Source organism: Streptomyces sp. NPDC059534, from assembly GCF_042743475.1.
Classification (GTDB): domain Bacteria; phylum Actinomycetota; class Actinomycetes; order Streptomycetales; family Streptomycetaceae; genus Streptomyces.
Genome location: NZ_JBHWAQ010000031.1, coordinates 44,768 through 62,522, shown reverse-complemented (window position 1 = coordinate 62,522; position 17,755 = coordinate 44,768). Strand labels below are relative to the sequence as shown.

The 17,755-nt window shown below is 73.4% G+C and carries 16 protein-coding genes; 3 read left to right on the top strand and 13 right to left on the bottom strand.

What is annotated here, in order from left to right; genetic code table 11:
• Positions 1-119: 119 nt before the first annotated feature.
• Positions 120-953, bottom strand: coding sequence for a trans-aconitate 2-methyltransferase (locus tag ACFVZH_RS30440; RefSeq protein ID WP_384902288.1), 834 nt, complete (start codon positions 951-953; stop codon positions 120-122).
• Between the two features lie 163 nt (positions 954-1,116).
• Here ACFVZH_RS30440 and ACFVZH_RS30435 point away from each other — a divergent pair, with 163 nt between their 5' ends.
• Positions 1,117-1,614, top strand: a complete 498-nt coding sequence (locus ACFVZH_RS30435; protein ID WP_024754861.1) for a MarR family winged helix-turn-helix transcriptional regulator — start codon at positions 1,117-1,119, stop codon at positions 1,612-1,614.
• Here ACFVZH_RS30435 and ACFVZH_RS30430 read toward each other — a convergent pair.
• The 8 genes from ACFVZH_RS30430 to ACFVZH_RS30395 form a co-directional block, all read right to left on the bottom strand.
• A complete protein-coding gene (locus ACFVZH_RS30430) occupies positions 1,573-2,355 on the bottom strand; it encodes a LuxR C-terminal-related transcriptional regulator (protein WP_384902287.1) in 783 nt (260 codons plus the stop codon). The genes ACFVZH_RS30435 and ACFVZH_RS30430 overlap by 42 nt on opposite strands.
• Before the next feature lie 227 nt (positions 2,356-2,582).
• The gene (gene galK, locus ACFVZH_RS30425; protein ID WP_384902286.1) at positions 2,583-3,722 is read right to left on the bottom strand and encodes a galactokinase; all 1,140 of its coding nucleotides are present in this window, start codon (positions 3,720-3,722) and stop codon (positions 2,583-2,585) included.
• A complete protein-coding gene (gene galE, locus ACFVZH_RS30420; RefSeq protein ID WP_384902284.1) occupies positions 3,719-4,702 on the bottom strand; it encodes a UDP-glucose 4-epimerase GalE in 984 nt (327 codons plus the stop codon). Before galE ends, galK begins: the two co-directional genes overlap by 4 nt.
• Complete coding sequence (galT, locus tag ACFVZH_RS30415; RefSeq protein WP_384902283.1) at positions 4,699-5,742, bottom strand: galactose-1-phosphate uridylyltransferase; 1,044 nt, start codon at positions 5,740-5,742, stop codon at positions 4,699-4,701. Before galT ends, galE begins: the two co-directional genes overlap by 4 nt.
• 113 nt (positions 5,743-5,855) lie before the next feature.
• On the bottom strand, positions 5,856-6,539 hold the full coding sequence (locus ACFVZH_RS30410; protein WP_384902341.1) for a LuxR C-terminal-related transcriptional regulator: 684 nt from the start codon (positions 6,537-6,539) through the stop codon (positions 5,856-5,858).
• 225 nt (positions 6,540-6,764) lie between these two features.
• Positions 6,765-8,660, bottom strand: coding sequence for a PQQ-binding-like beta-propeller repeat protein (locus tag ACFVZH_RS30405; RefSeq protein ID WP_384902281.1), 1,896 nt, complete (start codon positions 8,658-8,660; stop codon positions 6,765-6,767).
• A 13-nt stretch (positions 8,661-8,673) separates the two neighbouring features.
• Positions 8,674-10,539 (bottom strand): PQQ-binding-like beta-propeller repeat protein, encoded by a 1,866-nt coding sequence (locus ACFVZH_RS30400; protein ID WP_384902279.1) that lies wholly within the window; start codon positions 10,537-10,539, stop codon positions 8,674-8,676.
• Between the two features lie 113 nt (positions 10,540-10,652).
• A complete protein-coding gene (locus ACFVZH_RS30395; protein WP_384902277.1) occupies positions 10,653-12,458 on the bottom strand; it encodes an ABC-F family ATP-binding cassette domain-containing protein in 1,806 nt (601 codons plus the stop codon).
• Between the two features lie 91 nt (positions 12,459-12,549).
• Between ACFVZH_RS30395 and ACFVZH_RS30390 the strand changes: the two genes are divergently transcribed.
• Both ACFVZH_RS30390 and ACFVZH_RS30385 read left to right on the top strand, forming a co-directional pair.
• Positions 12,550-12,837, top strand: coding sequence for a hypothetical protein (locus tag ACFVZH_RS30390; RefSeq protein ID WP_384902275.1), 288 nt, complete (start codon positions 12,550-12,552; stop codon positions 12,835-12,837).
• Entirely contained in the window at positions 12,834-13,226 is a 393-nt protein-coding gene (locus tag ACFVZH_RS30385) for a hypothetical protein (RefSeq protein WP_384902273.1), read from the top strand. The genes ACFVZH_RS30390 and ACFVZH_RS30385 overlap by 4 nt, the downstream gene beginning before the upstream one ends.
• Before the next feature lie 10 nt (positions 13,227-13,236).
• Here ACFVZH_RS30385 and ACFVZH_RS30380 read toward each other — a convergent pair whose 3' ends face one another.
• From ACFVZH_RS30380 to ACFVZH_RS30365, 4 genes are all read right to left on the bottom strand, one after another.
• Positions 13,237-14,547, bottom strand: coding sequence for an acyltransferase (locus ACFVZH_RS30380; protein ID WP_384902272.1), 1,311 nt, complete (start codon positions 14,545-14,547; stop codon positions 13,237-13,239).
• A gap of 78 nt (positions 14,548-14,625) precedes the next feature.
• Positions 14,626-15,525, bottom strand: a complete 900-nt coding sequence (locus ACFVZH_RS30375; protein WP_384902270.1) for a 4-(cytidine 5'-diphospho)-2-C-methyl-D-erythritol kinase — start codon at positions 15,523-15,525, stop codon at positions 14,626-14,628.
• A complete protein-coding gene (gene rsmA / locus ACFVZH_RS30370; RefSeq protein WP_384902268.1) occupies positions 15,522-16,394 on the bottom strand; it encodes a 16S rRNA (adenine(1518)-N(6)/adenine(1519)-N(6))-dimethyltransferase RsmA in 873 nt (290 codons plus the stop codon). Before rsmA ends, ACFVZH_RS30375 begins: the two co-directional genes overlap by 4 nt.
• A gap of 29 nt (positions 16,395-16,423) precedes the next feature.
• Positions 16,424-17,719 carry a ubiquitin-like domain-containing protein gene (locus ACFVZH_RS30365; RefSeq protein WP_384902266.1) on the bottom strand — a complete coding sequence of 432 codons (1,296 nt, stop codon included), beginning with the start codon at positions 17,717-17,719 and terminating at the stop codon, positions 16,424-16,426.
• Positions 17,720-17,755 lie beyond the last annotated feature (36 nt).

Sequence of the window (17,755 nt, the reverse complement as noted above, 5' to 3'; positions counted from 1 at the left end):
TTTTTTTTTTTTTTTATCTACCGTTTCTGGCCCCACCCGGGCCGGTCGGGGCTACGTCGGGGGCCGCCCCCCCGGGGTGGGCGGGGGGGGGGCGCCCGCGTTTTCGGGTGTTCCGGTGCTCACGCCTTCCTGCGCGCGACGGCGAAGACGCGCCGGAAGGGGAAGACGGTGCCGTGCGGGCCGGGCGGGTACGCCTCGCGCAGGAGGTCGCGGTACTGGCCGAGGAAGGCGTCGATCGCGTCGTGGTCGTCGCCGAGGGTGGTGAGGACGGGCCGCAGGGCCGTTCCCTTGACCCAGTCGAGGACGGGGTCCTCGCCCTGGAGGAGCTGGCTGTAGGTGGTCTCCCAGACGTCGGTCTCGCAGCCGAGGTCGGTGAGCCGGGTGAGGTACTCGGCCGGGTCGAGGATGTGGACGAAGCGGCGGCCCTGGTCGCCGAGGCGGTCGCGCCACTCGGGGGTGTCGCAGAGCTCGCCGAGGAGGGCGTGGCTGGGCGAGGTGAAGTTGCCGGGGACCTGGAAGGCGAGGGTGCCGCCGGGGTGGAGTCCGTCGATCCAGGAGGCGAAGGACTCGGGGTGGTTGGGCACCCACTGGAGGGCCGCGTTGGAGACGATCAGGTCGTAGGGCTCGGCGGGGGTCCAGTGGGCGGCGTCGGCGGGCCGGAAGTCGAGCCAGCCGCCGCCGCGGGTGGTGCCCGCCCAGTCCTTGTCGGCGCGCTCCAGCATGTCCGGCGAGAGGTCGAAGCCGGTGATGTGCGCGTCGGCCCACCGGTCGGCGAGGAGGGCCGTCACGTTGCCGGGGCCGCAGCCGAGGTCGGCGATGCGGGCGGGCCGGTCCTGGGCCGGCAGGTGCGGTATTCGGGCGAGCAGGTCGAGGAACGGCCGGGTGCGGTGGCCGGAGTGACGGAGGTACTGCTGCGGATCCCAGGTTGGTGCGGCGGATTCCACGGAATGCATGTTCGAAGCCCCCTTGCTGGCACGTGTTGCCGAAGCGGAACGTAGTTCCGGCCGGGTCCCTTCCCCGTAGTCCAGGGAAATATATCTTGATTTCAAGATACTCGATATCGAGAAACTCGAACCCAAGAGACTTTATGTCAACAGACCCTCTACACTGATCGTCATGGAGGACGAGGTCGACCGACTGGTCGCTGCATGGCGCCGCGAGCGCCCCGACCTCGACGTGGAACCGCTCGAGGTGCTCAGCCGCGTCTCGCGGCTCGCCCGGCACCTCGACCGCGCCCGTCGGCTCGCCTTCTCCGAGCACCAGCTGGAGCCCTGGGAGTTCGACGTCCTCACCTCGCTCCGCCGGGCCGGCGCGCCCTACCAGCTCTCCCCCGGCCAGCTCCTGACCCAGACCCTGGTCACCTCCGGCACCATGACCAACCGCATCGACCGGCTCACCAAGAAGGGCCTGGTCGAGCGGCTGCCCGACCCCAGCGACCGCCGCGGGGTCCTGGTAAGGCTCACCCCCGAGGGTCGCGACCGCGCCGACGAGGCGCTCGCCGGGCTGCTCGCCCAGGAGCGCGCCATCCTCGCCCAGCTCTCCCGCGCCCAGCGCGGCGAACTCGCCGCGCTGCTACGCCGGCTGACCGCCCCGTTCGACAACGTCCCCGGCTAGGACCGGAGTCGGCTCGGCGGGACCGACGCCCGCCCGGCGGGCCAGCGCCACCGCCGCCAGCGTCGAGTGCACGCCCAGCTTCCCCAGCACGTTCTGCATGTGCGTACGGACGGTGTGCGGGGAGAGGAAGAGCCGCTCCGCGACCGCCTTGCGGCCCAGACCCGCCACCATGCAGCGCAGCACCTCCCGCTCACGCGGGGTCAGCGACTCCACCAGCCGCTCGCTGTCCGTCCGGTGCTTGCGGGCCGCCGTCAGCTCCCGCAGGACACCCGTGAGCAGCGCGGGCGGCAGATGCGTCTCGTCCCGCAGCACCCCCCGGACCACCGCGAGCAGCCGCTGGAGCGAGCAGTCCTTGGCGACCCAGCCGCAGGCCCCGGCCTGGAGGGCGAGCGCGGCCCGGTGGGGGTCGTCCTTCTCCGCCAGGACGACGGTGCGGACGGCGGGCTGGGTCCGGCGCACGCCCGCGACCAGGGAGATCCCGTCGACCGCGGCCTCGGGGCCGTCGGGGCCCGTGCGGGCCGCCGCCGTGGGCCCCGCGCCCAGTTCGGCGTCGACGAGCAGCACGTCGAACCTGCGGCCCTCCGCGACCCCGCGGTCCAGGCAGCGCAGGGCGGCCGGGCCGCTGCCCGCGGCGGCGACGTCGACGTCGGGCTCCGCCGCGAGGGCGGCGGCCAGCGACTCGGCGAAGATTCGGTGGTCGTCCACCACCAGGACCCGGATACGTGCCACGGACACCCCCATGCGTCGAGGAACGGACCGGCGCGGGTACGGCGCCGGAGGCGGGTCCGTCGGTCGCCCGGCCGCCGCCGTGCGTTGACATTTACCCCGCTGCCGGCGCCGTACCCGACGGGTCTCGACCCCTGAACAGCGCCGGCCCCCACCGGCGCTGCCCAACAGAGTAGGGGCGGGGCGTGCCGGTGGGGGCCGTTTGGCGGAACTGTGCGAAGTCGTACGGTCGCGGGGCGGGTTCAGAGGCGGCGCGCGCCCGCCGCGGGGACGGCCGGGAAGATCCCGGGGGCCGCGTGGCCGGCGTCGGCGAAGGCCCGGACGACGGCGGCGGCGACCGCCTCCGCCCGGTCGGTGTCGACGAGGACGACGGCCGAGCCGCCGAAGCCGCCGCCGGTCATCCGGGCGCCGAGCGCTCCGGCGGCGTTCGCCGTCTCGACCACGAGGTCGAGTTCCGGGCAGGAGACCCGCAGGTCGTCGCGGAGGGAGGCGTGGCCCTCGGTGAGGACGGGGCCGACGGCGCGGGTGTCGCCGGCGTCGAGGAGGTCGATCACGCGTTCCACTCGGGCGTTGTCCGAGACGACGTGCCGGACGTAGCGCAGAACCGTCTCGTCGCTCAGGCGTGCGAGGGATTCGGGTAGGTGTGCGGCGCTCACGTCGCGCAGGGCCTTCACACCGAGCGCCCGCGCACCCGCTTCACACCCGGCGCGCCTCTCGGCGTACGCGCCGTCCCCGAGCGCGTGCTTCACGCGGGTGTCGACGACGAGCAGCCGGAGCCCCTCGCCGGCCAGGTCGAAGGGGACCTGACGGTACGAGAGGTCCCGGGTGTCCAGATGGAGGGCGTGGCCCTCCTCGGAGCACGCGGCGGCCATCTGGTCCATGACCCCGCAGGGAACGCCGACGAAGGCGTTCTCGGCGCGCTGGGCGATCCGGGCGAGCTCGGGGCGGGAGAGCCCGAGGCCGAACAGGTCGTTCAGGGCGAGCGCCGTGACGACCTCCAGGGCCGCCGAGGAGGAGAGCCCGGCGCCGGTCGGCACGGTGGACGTGAGGTGCACGTCCGCTCCCGCGACCGGGTGGCCGGCCTCCCGCAGCGCCCAGACCACACCGGCCGGGTAGGCCGCCCAGCCGCCGCCGGAGAGCGGCTCCAGGGCGTCGACCGCCAGCTGCACGATCCCGCCGTCGACGTCGGCGGAGTGCACCCGCAGGACGCCGTCGTCACGGCGGGAGACGGCGGCGACGGTGGTGTGCGGCAGCGCGAGCGGCAGCACGAAGCCGTCGTTGAAGTCGGTGTACTCCCCGATGAGGTTGACCCGCCCGGGGGCGGCCCAGACACCGTCGGGCGCGGCGCCGTACAGCGCCTCGAAGTCGGCGGCGACGCTCACGCGCGTGCTCCTTCCCGCTGCTTGCGGGCGAAGGCCCAGGCGTCGGCGACGACGGCCGCCAGGTCCGGACGGGACGGCGTCCAGCCGAGCCGCTCGCGGGCGGTGTCGGCGGCGGCGACCAGGACGGCCGGGTCGCCGGGCCGGCGCGCGGCGGTGATCTCGGGGACCGGGTGGCCGGTGACCTCGCGGACGGTCTCGACGACCTCGCGGACGGAGAAGCCGTTGCCGTTGCCGAGGTTGCAGATCAGGTGGTCGCCCGCGGTCATGGCGTCGAGCGCCAGGAGGTGGGCCTCGGCGAGGTCGGCGACGTGGATGTAGTCGCGGACGCAGGTGCCGTCCGGGGTCGGGTAGTCCTCGCCGTACACGGAGACGGCCTCGCGCTCGCCCAGGGCGACCTGGAGCACGAGCGGGATGAGGTGGGACTCGGGCTGGTGGCGCTCGCCCAGCGAGCCGTACGCCCCGGCGACGTTGAAGTAGCGCAGCGAGACGGCGGCCAGGCCGTGGGCGGCGCACTCGCCGCCGATCATGTGGTCGACGGCCAGCTTGCTCGCCCCGTACGGGCTGGTGGGCGAGGTCGGCGCGGACTCGGTGATCGGCACGGTCTCCGGCTCGCCGTAGGTCGCGGCGGTGGAGGAGAAGACGAGCCGGCGCACCCCGGCCGCGCGCATGGCCGCGAGCAGGGCCATGGTGCCGCCGACGTTGTTCTCCCAGTACTTCTCGGGCTTGGCGACGGACTCGCCGACCTGGGAGAAGGCGGCGAAGTGCAGGACGCCGTCGTAGGAGGCGTCGAGCCATCGTGCCGCGTCCTGGATGCGGCCCTCGATGAACTCGGCGCCGTCCGGGACGCCTTCGGCGAAGCCGGTGGACAGGTCGTCCAGGACGGTGACCCGGTGGCCCCGTTCCAGGAGGTGGGCGGCGACGACGCTGCCGACGTAGCCGGCCCCTCCCGTCACCAGGTACCTCTTCGCGGTCGTGGTCATGCGCTCGCCACCTCTCGGAGTCGTCGGGCCGCGTCTTCCGGCCGTACGTCGTTCATGAACGCGCCCATGCCGGACTCGGTGCCCGCGAGGAACTTCAGCTTGCCAGAGGCCCGTCGGACGGTGAAAAGCTCCAGGTGCAGTCCGAAGTCCTCGCGCCGCTCGTCCGTGAACGGCGCCTGGTGCCAGGCGGCGATGTAGGGCGTCGGCGGCTCGTCCGGGCCGAAGAGCCGGTCGAAGCGCCTCAAGAGTTCCAGGTAGACCTGTGCGCACTCTGTGCGGGCGGCCTCGTCGAGGGCGAGCAGGTCCGGGACCCGGCTCTTGGGGTACAGGTGCACCTCGTACGGCCAGTGGGCGGCGTACGGGACGAAGGCGATCCAGTGCTCGGTCTCCAGGACCACCCGCTCGCCGTCGGCCCGCTCGCGGGCGACGACGTCGTCGAAGAGGTTCCGGCCGGTCGCCGCCCGGTGCTCGTCGGTCCGGCGGCGCATGGCGGCGGTCCGGGGGGAGACGTAGGGGAAGGCGTAGATCTGGCCGTGCGCGTGGGGCAGGGTGACGCCGATCTCCCGGCCGCGGTTCTCGAAGCAGTAGACCTGCTCGACGCCGGGCAGGGCGGAGAGCGCGGCGGTCCGGTCGGTCCAGGCGTCGAGGACGAGCCGGGCCCGCTCCTCGGTGAGGTCGGCGAAGGAGACCGCGTGGTCGTCGGTGAAGCAGACGACCTCGCAGCGGCCGACGCCGCCGGAGAGGGAGGGGAAGCGGTTCTCGAAGACCACCACCTCGTAGCCGCTCTCCGGGATCTCGCTGTCGTGTCCCTCGCGGGCGGGGCAGAGCGGACAGGCGTCGGCCGGCGGGTGGTAGGTGCGGGCCTGCCGGTGCGAGGCGACGGCGACGGGGTCGCCGGTGAGCTCGTCGTACCGGATCTCGGAGCGGGAGACGACGGGGGTGAGCGGGCGCGGGTCGACGGCGGTGCGGACCGTGTCGTCGCGGGTGTCGTAGTAGATCAGCTCGCGCCCGTCGGCGAGTGCGGTGACGGTCTTCTTCACGGGGGTGCCCTCCGGGCGGGATCAAACAGAACCACGCACAAAGAATCACATTCAAACATCACCGTCAATGGCGAAGCCCGGACCCCGCATCGCGGGGCCCGTCGGCCGTCATCTCAGGAGGGGCCGCGCTGCCCCGGCACCGCCCGGTCCAGCAACCCCGTGCGGGCCGCGAGGGCCGCCGCCTCCAGCCGCGAACCGACCCCCAGCTTCATCAGGACCCGCTGCACATGCGTCCGCGCCGTGCTCGACGCGATCCCCATCCCCGCCGCGATCAGCCGGGTGTCCTCCCCCTCCGCCACCCGGACGAGGACCTCCACCTCCCGCTGGGTCAGCATCCGCAGCAGCCGCTGCGCCTCGTCGTCCGGCTGCGCGGACGGGTGGAGCAGCTCCGCGAAGGCGCCCTGGAGCAGCCCCGGCGCCACCGCCGTCTCCCCCGCCCTGGCCTTCACCAGCGCGCGCTCGACACCCTCGATGCGCTCGTCGTGCCGGACGTACCCCGCGGCGCCCGCCGCGAACGCCGCCGCGATGCCGCGCGGCGACGGGACCGGCCCGAGCACCACGACCGCCACCTGGGGCCGCTCCCGCTTGATCCGTACGACCACGTCGAAGGCGCCCGGCGCGGCCGGGGCGGCGGTGCCGAGCAGACAGACCTCCGGCGCGCGGCTCACCACCAGTTCCGCCGCCCCCGCCACCGGCGCGCCCGCCGCGAGCACCCGGTGCCCGCGCAGCTTCAGCGCCGAGGCGAGCGCCTCCGCCAGCAGGCGGTGGTCGTCGACCACCACGAGGCGTACGCCCATCCCGGTCATCCCCCATCCTCCGGGCCTGCCGGACCCCCCGGCACGCCAGACCCGGCAAGCTACACGCTCCCCCGCCCCGTGCCGCCCCAACCGCCGACATGCGCCGCCAGGCCGCCCGTATGTCCCCCGACCAGGTGACGCGGAAGCGCGGTGCCGCGCGGGCGCCGGAAACGCCGGTGGGCCCCTCCGGACGTCCGGAGGGGCCCACTCGGGTCGTACGGGCCGTCAGTGCCCGGCGGCGAAGGAGACGATCAGGTAGTTCCGGTCGTCGCCCTCGCGGGCCTTGCTCACCAGGGTCTCCGAGAGGAAGAACCGGCCTCCCTCGTAGGCGAGTTCGGCGCCGTTGAGGCTGAAGCTCGTCTCGGCGTCCCGGACCGACTTGTCCGCCGGGTTCTCCAGGAGGACCGTCGACTTCATCGTGCCGCCGTCGATCGAGACGATCTGGCCGCCCTTGTCGTAGGGCGGGGCCTTGTAGGCGATGAGGTTGCCGCCGTCCATGCGCAGCGGGACCAGGGTGTACTTGTCCCCCGCGTCGGCCTTCTCCGGCACCGTGCGCCCGGTGGTCAGGTCGAAGGCGATGACCTCGTTGGTCTCGTCGCCGTACTCCCCGGAGCTGCCCTCGTGCTCCTCGGTCGGCACGTACAGCCGGCCGTTGCCGACGAGCGCCTGCGAGCACGCCTCGACCCGGGTCGAGCGGCAGCGGGCCGCGTACTGGTCGGCGTCCGCGGTGATCTTCGCCTTGAGCTTGCCGGTCTTCTCGTCGAGGGAGAAGAAGTCCGAGATGCCGCTGCCGTCGCCGGCGGTCTCGCCGACGTCGGCCGCGACGACCAGCGGCTTGGTGGAGACGACCGACGCGTACTTCACACCGGTCGGCATCTTGTACTGCGAGACCGGGGCGCCCGTGGTCGGGTTGAGGTTCTGGACCAGCACGTACTGGCTGCTGTACGGACCGCACTTGCGGACCGCGACCAGACCCGCGCCGCCGCCGTACCCCATGTCGTAGCAGTTCTCGTCGTTGACCTGCGGCTTCCACCGCGGGTTGCCGTTGGCGAGGTCGAAGGCGGCGCCTCCGTCGGTGCCGCCGGCCGCGACGGTCGTGCCGCTGAGCGTGACCTCGCTGAACCGGGCCTTCTGGTCGCCGGCGGAGCCGCCGGTGATCGAGGTGGACCACACCAGCTTGCCGGTGTTCAGGTCGACCAGGCCGATCTCGGTGCACTGCTGGTAGTAGCGCGGCGCGACCCGCTTGGTGGCCTCGAAGAGGATCGGCACCTTGTTGTCGGCGCTGACGTGCCGGGAGGCGCCGCAGACCTGGCCGGTCAGCGGCAGCGTCCAGAGCGGGGTGCCCTTGTCCAGGTCGTAGGCGACGATCGAGTTGACGCCCGGCTTCACGTACGCCTTGTCCGTGATCCAGGAGCCGGAGACGTCGGTGACGTCCGGGACCTTCGGCTGCGGGACCTGGAAGGCCATCTTCGCCTGGGTGTTCGCCGGCGGCTTCTCCTTGCCGCCGCCGCCGATCCCGCCGGCGCCGTTCCCGCCGCCGCCGGTGGCGCCCTGCGTGGTGCCGCCGGTGCCCTTGGCCTCGTCGTCCTTGCCGTCGCCGCCGGAGCCGGCGTACCAGATGCCCACGCCGATGATCACCGCGACGGCGACGACCGCCGCGATCACGATCTGGAGCTGGGCGGACAGCTTCCCGCCACCCGGCGCCGAGGGGGTGAGCGCCGGCTGCTGGTAGCCGCCGTAGGGCTGCTGCGGCTGCGTCGGGTAGCCGTACGGCGGCTGCTGCGGCTGCGTCGGGTAGCCGTACGGCGGCTGCTGCGGCTGCTGGTAACCGCCGTACGGCTGCGGCTGCTGCGGCTGGGCGGGATAGCCGTACTGCTGCGGCTGCTGCGGCTGCTGCGGCTGCGTGGGGTAGCCGTACGGCGGCTGCTGCGGAGGCACCGGCGGCTGCGGCACGGGAGGCGCGCCCTGCGGGTAGCCGTAGCCGGGCTCCGTCGGCTGCTGCTGCTGCTGCTGCTGCTGCGGGTAGCCGTAACCCGGCTCAGGCTGCTGCGGCGTCGGGGCGCCGAAGCCGCCCTGGGGATCCGGGGGTTGGTTCGGCGGGGGCGGGGGTGGCTGCGTCATCGGTCCGTGTACCTCACTTGCTGAAGGCCATCATCGTCTTGACCTGCATCTCGTCCTTGTCGTTGGACGCCGACACACGCCCGCTCGCCACCACGAAGGTGCCGCTGCCGTAGGCGTAACCCGCGCTGTAGAAGCTGCTCTCGATCGAGGCGGTCGACGCCGGGTGCTGGAGCAGGATCTGCGGCGCGCCGCCGGTCGGGGCGAGGGTGGCGACGGCGCCGCCCTTGTCGTACGACGGGTCCACGTACAGCAGGACCTGACCGCCCTCCATGCGCAGCGGGGTCATGGACTGCTCGCCCGGGGCCTTGGAACGCCACTTGGGCTTGCCGGTCTTCAGGTCGAAGGCGACGACCTCGTTGGGCTTGCCGTAGTCGGTCTCGGTCGACATGTAGAAGGTGTTCGCGTCGGCGGCGACGCCGGTGCAGCCCTGGAGGTTCTTGCCGAAGATGACGAAGCTGCCACCGCAGCTGGGCGCGAACTTGTCGCCGCCGCCCTGGATCTGCGAGCGGAGCTTGCCGTTGGCGTCGAGCGCGAAGATGCTCCACTTCTTCTGCTCGCGCTGGGTGGCCGAGACGACCAGCGGGTCGACCGAGTAGACCTTGTCGACCTCCCAGTTCGCCTCCAGCTGGAAGGTGAACCGGGGCTTGCCGGTGTTGGGGTCGACCTGGCCGACCGCCTGGACCTTCTTGCCGGTGCTGCCCGAGGGGCAGTCCATGGCGGCGATCAGCTTGCTGCCGCCCGCGTAGGCGACGGGCTTGCAGCCGGTGGTGGCGCCCTTGAAGAGCTGCCGGCCGTCGGCGAGCGAGAAGCCGTACGCGCTGCTGGATCCGGCCGCGGTGACCGTGTTGCCGCTGATCGCCAGGGTGTTGTCGGAGAACGCGAAGAAGCCCGTGGCCTTCGGCACGGTCTTCTTCCAGCCGGCCTTGCCGGTCTTGAGGTCGATCTTCTGGAGCTCGGTGCACTTGGCGCCGTCCTTGGCGCTCTCGGCGTAGCCGAAGACCATGCTGCCGTCGGCGGCGGGCTCCGGCGGGGCTGCGCACAGCTCGAACGGCAGGTCGACGTGCCACTTGCGCTTGCCGTCGCTCAGGCCGTACCCGTCGACGCCCTTGTACATGGCCTTCACGACGGTGTCGCCCACGATCCACGGACCGTGGACGTCGGAGCCGTTGCGGGGCAGGTCGACGTCGTTCTTGAGCAGCCAGCCGACCTTGGCCTCGCCGGGCTTGCGGTCCGCGTTGAGGTCGTCGCTTCCGCCGCGGCCGTCGCCGGAGCCGTCGCCCTGGTCCACCGACTCGGTGGGCTTGGGGCCGGCGGAGGTGCTCGCGGTGGCGGTGGGACCGGCGATCGGGTCCTTCTCGTCGTCCCCGCCGGAGACCACGGCCCAGGTCGTGACCGCGGCGATCAGGACGGCCGCGGCGGCCACGCCGGCCACGACACCGGTCCGGCCCTTGAGGCCGCCGCCACCGGAGGCGGGCGGCGGGGTCGGGGCGCCCTGGTACATCGGCTGGGTGGGGTAACCGCCGTAGGGGCTCGCCTGCTGGCCGTACGGACCGGGCTGGCCGCCCTGGCCCTGCGGCTGGCCCTGCTGCGGGTAGCCGTACGGCTGCTGCTGCGGCGGCTGTCCGTACGGACCCGGCTGGCCCGGCTGCTGCCCGTACGGACCCGGCGCGGCCGGCTGGCCCGGCTGCTGGCCCGGCGCCTGCGGGTACCCGTAACCGGGCTGCGGCTGCTGCCCGTACGGCCCCGGCGCGGTGGGCGGCGGGGTCGGCGGCACCGGCGGCGCCTGCGGCGGGACCGGCGGCACGGGCGGGAGGCCCTGGTTCGGGTCCTGAGGGGCTCCGAAGCCCCCCGGCTGCTGGTTGCTGGGCGGCTGGGTCATCAGCGGTTTCCCCCTTGACGTGAACGGGTTTTCTTTCTACCACTCACGCGATGGCGCAAAAGCGACCGGTCCGCCCCTTGTACCCAAGGGAGGACCGGCCTGTGATGCCCTCGTTATGCGTCCTCGGCCAGTTCGAGCCAGCGCATTTCCAATTCCTCGCGCTCCCCGACGAGTTCCCGCAGCTCCGCGTCGAGCTTCGCCACCTTCTCGAAATCGGTGGCGTTGTCGGCGATCTGCGTGTGCAGCTTCGCCTCCTTCTGGGAGACCTTGTCGAGCTGCCGCTCGACCTTCTGGAGCTCCTTCTTCGCGGCGCGCGCGTCGGCCGCGGAGACGCCGGGCTTCGCCTGCGCGGGCGCCGCGGCGGGCGTCGGGACGGCCGCCTCGATCATGCGCCGGCGCCGCTCCAGGTACTCCTCGATGCCGCGCGGCAGCATCCGCAGGGTCCGGTCGCCGAGCAGCGCGAGCGTCTTGTCGGTGGTGCGCTCGATGAAGAACCGGTCGTGGGAGATGACGACCATGGAGCCCGGCCAGCCGTCGAGGAGGTCCTCCAGCTGGGTGAGGGTCTCGATGTCGAGGTCGTTGGTGGGCTCGTCGAGGAAGAGGACGTTCGGCTCGTCCATCAGCAGCCGCAGCAGCTGGAGCCGGCGGCGCTCGCCGCCGGAGAGGTCGCCGACCGGCGTCCACTGCTTCTCCTTGGAGAAGCCGAACTGCTCGCAGAGCTGTCCGGCCGTCATCTCGCGGCCCTTGCCGAGGTCGACGCGGTCGCGGATCTGCTGCACCGCCTCCAGGACCCGCAGCGTGGCGGGGAGTTCGGTGACGTCCTGGGAGAGGTAGGCGAGCCGGACGGTCTTGCCGACGACGATCCGCCCCGCGGCGGGCTGCGTCTCGCCCTGGCTGACGGCCGCGTCGGCGAGCGCCCGCAGGAGTGAGGTCTTGCCCGCTCCGTTGACGCCGACGAGGCCGATGCGGTCACCGGGGCCCAGCTGCCAGGTCAGGTGCTGCAGAAGGGTCTTGGGACCGGCGGTGACGGTCACGTCCTCCAGGTCGAAGACCGTCTTGCCGAGGCGCGCGTTGGCGAACTTCATCAGCTCGCTGGTGTCGCGCGGCGGCGGCACGTCGGCGATGAGCTCGTTGGCCGCCTCGATGCGGTAGCGCGGCTTGGAGGTGCGGGCGGGGGCGCCGCGCCGCAGCCAGGCCAGCTCCTTGCGCATCAGGTTCTGCCGCTTGGTCTCCTCCGTGGCGGCGATCCGATCGCGCTCGGCGCGGGCGAAGACGTAGTCGGAGTAGCCGCCCTCGTACTCGTGGACGTCACCGCGCTGCACGTCCCACATGCGGGTGCAGACCTGGTCGAGGAACCAGCGGTCGTGGGTGACGCAGACGAGGGCCGAGCGGCGCGTCTGGAGGTGCTGGGCGAGCCAGGAGATGCCCTCGACGTCGAGGTGGTTGGTGGGCTCGTCGAGGACGATCAGGTCCTGGTCCTCGATGAGGAGCTTGGCGAGCGCGATCCGCCGCCGCTCGCCACCGGAGAGCGGGCCGATGACGGTGTCGAGACCGTTCTCGAAGCCCGCCAGGTCCAGCCCGCCGAAGAGCCCGGTGAGCACGTCGCGGATCTTCGCGCTGCCGGCCCACTCGTGATCGGCCATGACACCGATGACCTCGTGCCGGATGGTGGCCTTCGGGTCGAGCGAGTCGTGCTGGGTGAGCACGCCCAGGCGCAGCCCGCCGCTGTGGGTGACCCGGCCGGTGTCCGCCTCCTCCAGCCGGGCGAGCATCCGGATCAGGGTGGTCTTGCCGTCGCCGTTGCGGCCCACGACCCCGATCCGGTCCCCTTCGGAGACACCGAGCGAGACCCCGTCGAGCAGGGCACGGGTGCCGTACACCTTGCTGACTGCCTCGACATTGACCAGGTTGACGGCCACGTTGACTCCTGTACGGGGGATCGATCGACGTCCCAGGGTACGTCGCCACCGCCGGTACACTCCCGGTGTACCAGCGGTGTACCGTGGCTGTATGGCCGACTCCACCATCAAGGTGCCCGACACCACCCGCGATCACCTCGCCGCACTGGCCCGCGAGCGGGGCACCACGATAGGAGCGCTCGTCACCGAGCTGGCCGCGACCCAGCTCACCGCCGCGCAGGCGCGGGAGAAGGTGGCCGAGAGCCGGCGGATCATGCGTGAGCGCATGCACTCCACACTCACCGACGCAGAGTTCGACGCGACCCCGAACGCGCTGGACAAGGTCTACGAGGTCGCCGCCGCGAACGCCCGCCGGGCACTCGGGGACACCGCGGCGTGATCATCCTCGACACCTCCGCCGTACTCGCCCTCGCACGCGGCCACCGCAAGCTCCAGCGGGTCGCCGACAACGCGGCGGCGTCGCCGTTCCGCCACCTCCAGGTGCCCGCCCTGTGCCTGCTCCAGGCCGAGACCGAGGACGAAGGCGCGGGTGACGCGACCCTGGCGCTGCCGGGCATCGACGTCGTCCCGCTGGACACGGTGGCGTCGGTCACCGTGGCGCGGATGGTTCGCGGGGGTTTCGGCGGGCCCGACGTCTGCCACGCCCTCCACACCGCGCTGCCCGCACCCCGTCGCCCCGCCTTGGACCTGATCCTGACGGACCGGGCGGACCTCTACCCACCGGGGACCGTGACCGTGGACTTCGACGACGAGCGCCTCGCCGACTGAACCCTGCCCTTCAGCCGATCCGCCGGCCCCGCCCCGCCCGCTCCACCGCCAGCCACCCCACCAGCGCGAGCCCCACGGCCGCCGGAGCCGTCACCGGGACGGCGATCAGGGTCGCCGAGTGACCGTCGAGGAGCCCGGCGAAGCCCGTCAGGGAGAGGCCCAGGACGCCGAGGAGCGCGAGGGTGATGCCGAGCGCGGCGAGCGGGCCGCCCGTGTCGGTCGCCGGGGCGGCCGGGACCGGCGCCTCGAAGCGGCGGAAGACCGCCACGAGCAGCGCCGTGAGCACGGCGGCCGCCGCGAACCGGAGCGGGACCTGCGCCCACCAGGCACCGGACGCCGGAGCCGGAAGCCCGAGACCGGACCCGAGCATCACCCCGTACACCCCGAGCATCGCCGTCAGGTGCCACAGGAACGCCGTCATCGCGATCCCGTTCGCCGCGACCACCGCCCGCCACACCCCCGCGCGGGCGACGAACCGCGCGCCCGGGCCCCTCAGCAGCTCGACCGCGCCGACCAGCCAGAGCCCGTGGCAGAGCAGGGCGAGCGTCGGCGGCGCCATGTTCGACACCTTCTCGCCGGGCATCCCCACCATGGACAGCGGGTACGGCCCGAGCGCGACGAGCGCGGTCGCGCCGGCCAGGCCCGCGCCGGCCAGCAGGGCCGGACGGCGGATCATGCCGTCCGCGCGCAGGAAACCGAGCTGGTGGACCGCCAGCCACACGAACGCGAAGTTGAGGAACTCGACGTACGGGACGTCCGCCGCGAACCGCAGGACGTCCACCGCGACCGCGCCGCCCGCGAGCGCCCCGAACGCGCCCCATCCCCACCGCTCGTGCAGCCGCATCAGCGGCGGTGTGAAGGCGACCATCGCCAGGTAGATCCCGATGAACCAGAGCGGCTGCGTGACGAGCCGCAGCGCCACCCCCGCGAGGCCGCCGTCCACGCCGGACAGCTGGAGCACCAGCGCGGCGGCGCCCCACACCCCGACGAACACCATCGTCGGCCGCAGCAGCCGCTGGAGCCGGGCCCGCAGGAAGGCCGCGTACTGCGGCCGCGACCGGTGGGCGAGGGCATGCGAGAACCCGCCGACGAAGAAGAACACCGGCATCACCTGGAACGCCCAGGTCACCACCTGGAGCTCCGGCACGACGGCGAGGAGGTTCCCGACCTGCCCGTCGGCGGTGACGGCCGCCATCAGCCAGTGGCCGAGGACGACGACCGCGAGCGAGGCGACCCGGAGCAGGTCGACGTACCGGTCCCGCGTCGCCGGTGTGGCGGCGGCGAGTTCACGCGCGCCGAGACGGCTTCTGCTGCTTCCCATGGGGGTACGGTCCCGCGCGGGAGCCGGGACCGACAGGGCGCGGGTACTCAGCCGCGGCTGAGTACCCGCGGCGGGCGGTCAGTCCGCCAGAACAGTGGCGCCCGTCGCCGGTGACGTCGCCGCGCGGGCCGTCCTGCACGTGCCCGAGGCGATCAGGGCGGCGGCGACGGACTCCGCCGCCTCCGCGTCCTTCGTCAGGAACGCCGTCGTCGGACCCGAGCCGGAGACCAGCGCGGCGAGCGCGCCCGCCTCGGTGCCGGCCGCCAGGGTCGCGGCGAGCGACGGGCGCAGGGAGAGCGCCGGGGCCTGGAGGTCGTTGGCGAGGGCGGCCGCGAGGGCGGTGGTGTCGCCGGTCCGCAGGGCGGCGAGGAGGGCCGGGGAGGCGGTCGGCTCGGGGATCTCGACGCCCTCGGCGAGGCGGTCGAACTCGCCGAACACCACCGGCGTCGACAGCCCGCCGTCGGCGATGGCGAACACCCAGTGGAAGGTCCCGCCGACCGGGAGCCCCGTCAGCTTCTCGCCGCGCCCGGTGCCGAGCGCCGCGCCGCCGACCAGACTGAACGGCACGTCGCTGCCGAGTTCGGCGCAGATCTCCAGGAGGTCCTCCTGGGAGGAGTTCAGGCCCCAGAGCGCGTCGCAGGCGAGCAGCGCGCCCGCGCCGTCCGCGCTGCCGCCGGCCATGCCTCCGGCGACGGGGATGTCCTTGGCGATGTGGAGGTGGACGTCCGGGGAGATGCCGTGCCGGGCGGCGAGCAGTTCGGCGGCGCGCGCGGCGAGGTTGGTGCGGTCCAGCGGCACCTTGTCGGCGTCGGGGCCCTCGCAGGTCACCGTCAGCGTCTCGGCGGGCGTCGCCGTCACCTCGTCGTACAGGGAGACGGCGAGGAAGACGTTGGCGAGGTCGTGGAAGCCGTCGGGCCGGGCCGCGCCGACCGCCAGCTGGACGTTGACCTTGGCGGGAACTCGTACGGTCACCGTCACTGCTTCGCCTCCGCGATGCGGGCGAACTCCTCGACGGTGAGGGATTCGCCGCGGGCCTGTGGGGAGATGCCGGCCTTGACGAGGGCGTCCTCGGCGGCGGCGGGTGAGCCGGCCCAGGTCGCGAGGGCCGCGCGGAGCGTCTTGCGGCGCTGGGCGAAGGCCGCGTCGACGACGGCGAAGACCTCCCGGCGGGTGGCGGTGGTCGCGAGCGGCTCGGTGCGGCGGACCAGGGAGACGAGGCCGGAGTCGACGTTGGGCGCGGGCCAGAAGACGTTGCGGCCGATGGAGCCGGCGCGCTTCACCTCGGCGTACCAGTTGGCCTTGACGGACGGCACGCCGTAGACCTTGTTGCCGGGCTTGGCGGCGAGCCGGTCGGCGACCTCGGCCTGGACCATGACGAGGGTGCGCTCGATGGTCGGGAACCTCTCCAGCATGTGGAGGAGGACCGGCACGGCGACGTTGTACGGCAGGTTGGCGACGAGCGCGGTCGGCGCCGGGCCGGGGAGCTCCTGGACGTGCATCGCGTCGGAGTGGACGAGCGCGAAGCGGTCGGCGCGGGCGGGCATGCGGGCCTGGATCGTGGCGGGCAGCGCGGCGGCCAGCACGTCGTCGATCTCGACGGCCGTCACGCGGTCCGCGGCTTCGAGGAGCGCCAGGGTGAGGGAGCCGAGGCCGGGTCCCACCTCCACGACCACGTCGTCGGGCCGTACCTCGGCCGTGCGGACGATCCGCCGGACGGTGTTGGCGTCGATGACGAAGTTCTGGCCCTTCTGCTTCGTGGGGCGCACGCCGAGGGCGGCGGCCAGCTCACGGATGTCGGCGGGGCCGAGGAGGGCGTCGGGGCTTTCGGGGCCGGTGGTGGTGCTCACCGGTACAGCCTAGGCCCTGTCCGGCGCGGTCACCGGTACAGCCGCCTGCCGCAGTGGGGCCACGGGCCCGCCCCCCGTGACACGTACAGCTTCTTCGCCCGGAACGTCTGCTCGGCGGCGGGCGCGTTCTGGGCGGTGCCGCTGCCGCCGAGGGAGTGCCAGGTGCCGGGGTCGAACTGGTAGAGCCCGCCGTACGTCCCCGAGGGGTCGACGGCGTCCGGGCGGCCGCCGGACTCGCAGGCGGCGAGGGCTCCCCAGTCGAGTCCGTCGGCGCCTGCGACGGAGGTGGGCAGCGGCCGGGTGCCGATCCGCACCTGGCGGGCGACCGGCCCGCGGACGACCTCCTCGCCGATCCTGCGGGGCTTCTGCCGGACGCCGTTGACGGTGCGCAGGCTGTAGGTGACGCGGCGGACGCCGGGCACGCCCTGGCGTGCGACGGTCTCGGTGCCGGCGAAGAGTTCCGGGTCGCGGACCGTCTCGACGGCGTACGGGATCGCCTCCTCCCGTACCTGCCGGGAGCCGGTGATCCGCAGCACGTTCACCGTCTGGCCGTCGCGCGGGAACGCGCCGGGGGGCACGGAGGTGGTGTCCTGCCCGGAGAGGGTGATCCCGGCCTCGACGAGTGCCTCCCTGACGGTGGCGGCGTTGGTGCGGACGGTCCGCTCCCGTCCGTCGGCGAGGAAGGTGATCGTCCGCTCGGTCCGGACGTCGAGGGCGAGGCCCTGCCGGGAGATCGGCGCCGCGCGGGAGACCGAGAGGTGGGCGCCCTCCGCGCGGACCCCGAGCTGGCGCAGGGCTCCTTCGACGGTCCGGGCGGTCGTCCACACCTGGCGGCGCTGCCCGTCGAGGGTGAGGGCGACCGGGCGGCCGTAGCGGACGACGATCTCGTCGCCGCTGGCGAGCGCCTCGCCGGGGGCGGGGGCGACGATGTCGTGCGGGCCGACGGTCAGGCCCTCGTCGGCGAGGAGTTCGTCGACCTCGTCGGCGAAGGTGTGCAGGGTGCGCGGGACGCCGTCGACGGAGAGCCGGACCGCCTTGTCGTCGGCGACGAAGGCGCTGGTGCCGCCGGCGAGGAAGGCGACGACGAGGGCCTGCGGGACGAGCTTGCGCAGCCCCTCGGCGGCGGATCCGCCGGCCCCGCCGGCCTTGCGGCGCCGGGCCGCGCGCCGGGAGCCGACGCGGGAGCCCTGGCCGGGGACGGTGCCGGGGGCCGGCCCGGCGCCGGGTGTGACGAGGGGCGCCGCCTGCGTCGGCTGGTCGTGCAGGGGCAGGGTCGCGGCCGCGCCCCGCCGTCCGGCTCGGTGACTGCCCTGGGAAGTACTCACGAGGCCGGGACCCTAGCCCCGCTCGTCGTCACTCTC

Bases quoted from the DNA above. Each gene is read 5' to 3' on its own strand.
- ACFVZH_RS30440 (WP_384902288.1), bottom strand. From the start codon at position 953: ATGCATTCCGTGGAATCCGCCGCACCAACCTGGGATCCGCAGCAGTAC.
- ACFVZH_RS30435 (WP_024754861.1), top strand. From the start codon at position 1,117: ATGGAGGACGAGGTCGACCGACTGGTCGCTGCATGGCGCCGCGAGCGC.
- ACFVZH_RS30430 (WP_384902287.1), bottom strand. From the start codon at position 2,355: ATGGGGGTGTCCGTGGCACGTATCCGGGTCCTGGTGGTGGACGACCAC.
- galE (WP_384902284.1), bottom strand. From the start codon at position 4,702: ATGACCACGACCGCGAAGAGGTACCTGGTGACGGGAGGGGCCGGCTAC.
- ACFVZH_RS30410 (WP_384902341.1), bottom strand. From the start codon at position 6,539: ATGGGCGTACGCCTCGTGGTGGTCGACGACCACCGCCTGCTGGCGGAG.
- ACFVZH_RS30405 (WP_384902281.1), bottom strand. From the start codon at position 8,660: ATGACGCAGCCACCCCCGCCCCCGCCGAACCAACCCCCGGATCCCCAG.
- ACFVZH_RS30400 (WP_384902279.1), bottom strand. From the start codon at position 10,539: ATGACCCAGCCGCCCAGCAACCAGCAGCCGGGGGGCTTCGGAGCCCCT.
- ACFVZH_RS30390 (WP_384902275.1), top strand. From the start codon at position 12,550: ATGGCCGACTCCACCATCAAGGTGCCCGACACCACCCGCGATCACCTC.
- ACFVZH_RS30380 (WP_384902272.1), bottom strand. From the start codon at position 14,547: ATGGGAAGCAGCAGAAGCCGTCTCGGCGCGCGTGAACTCGCCGCCGCC.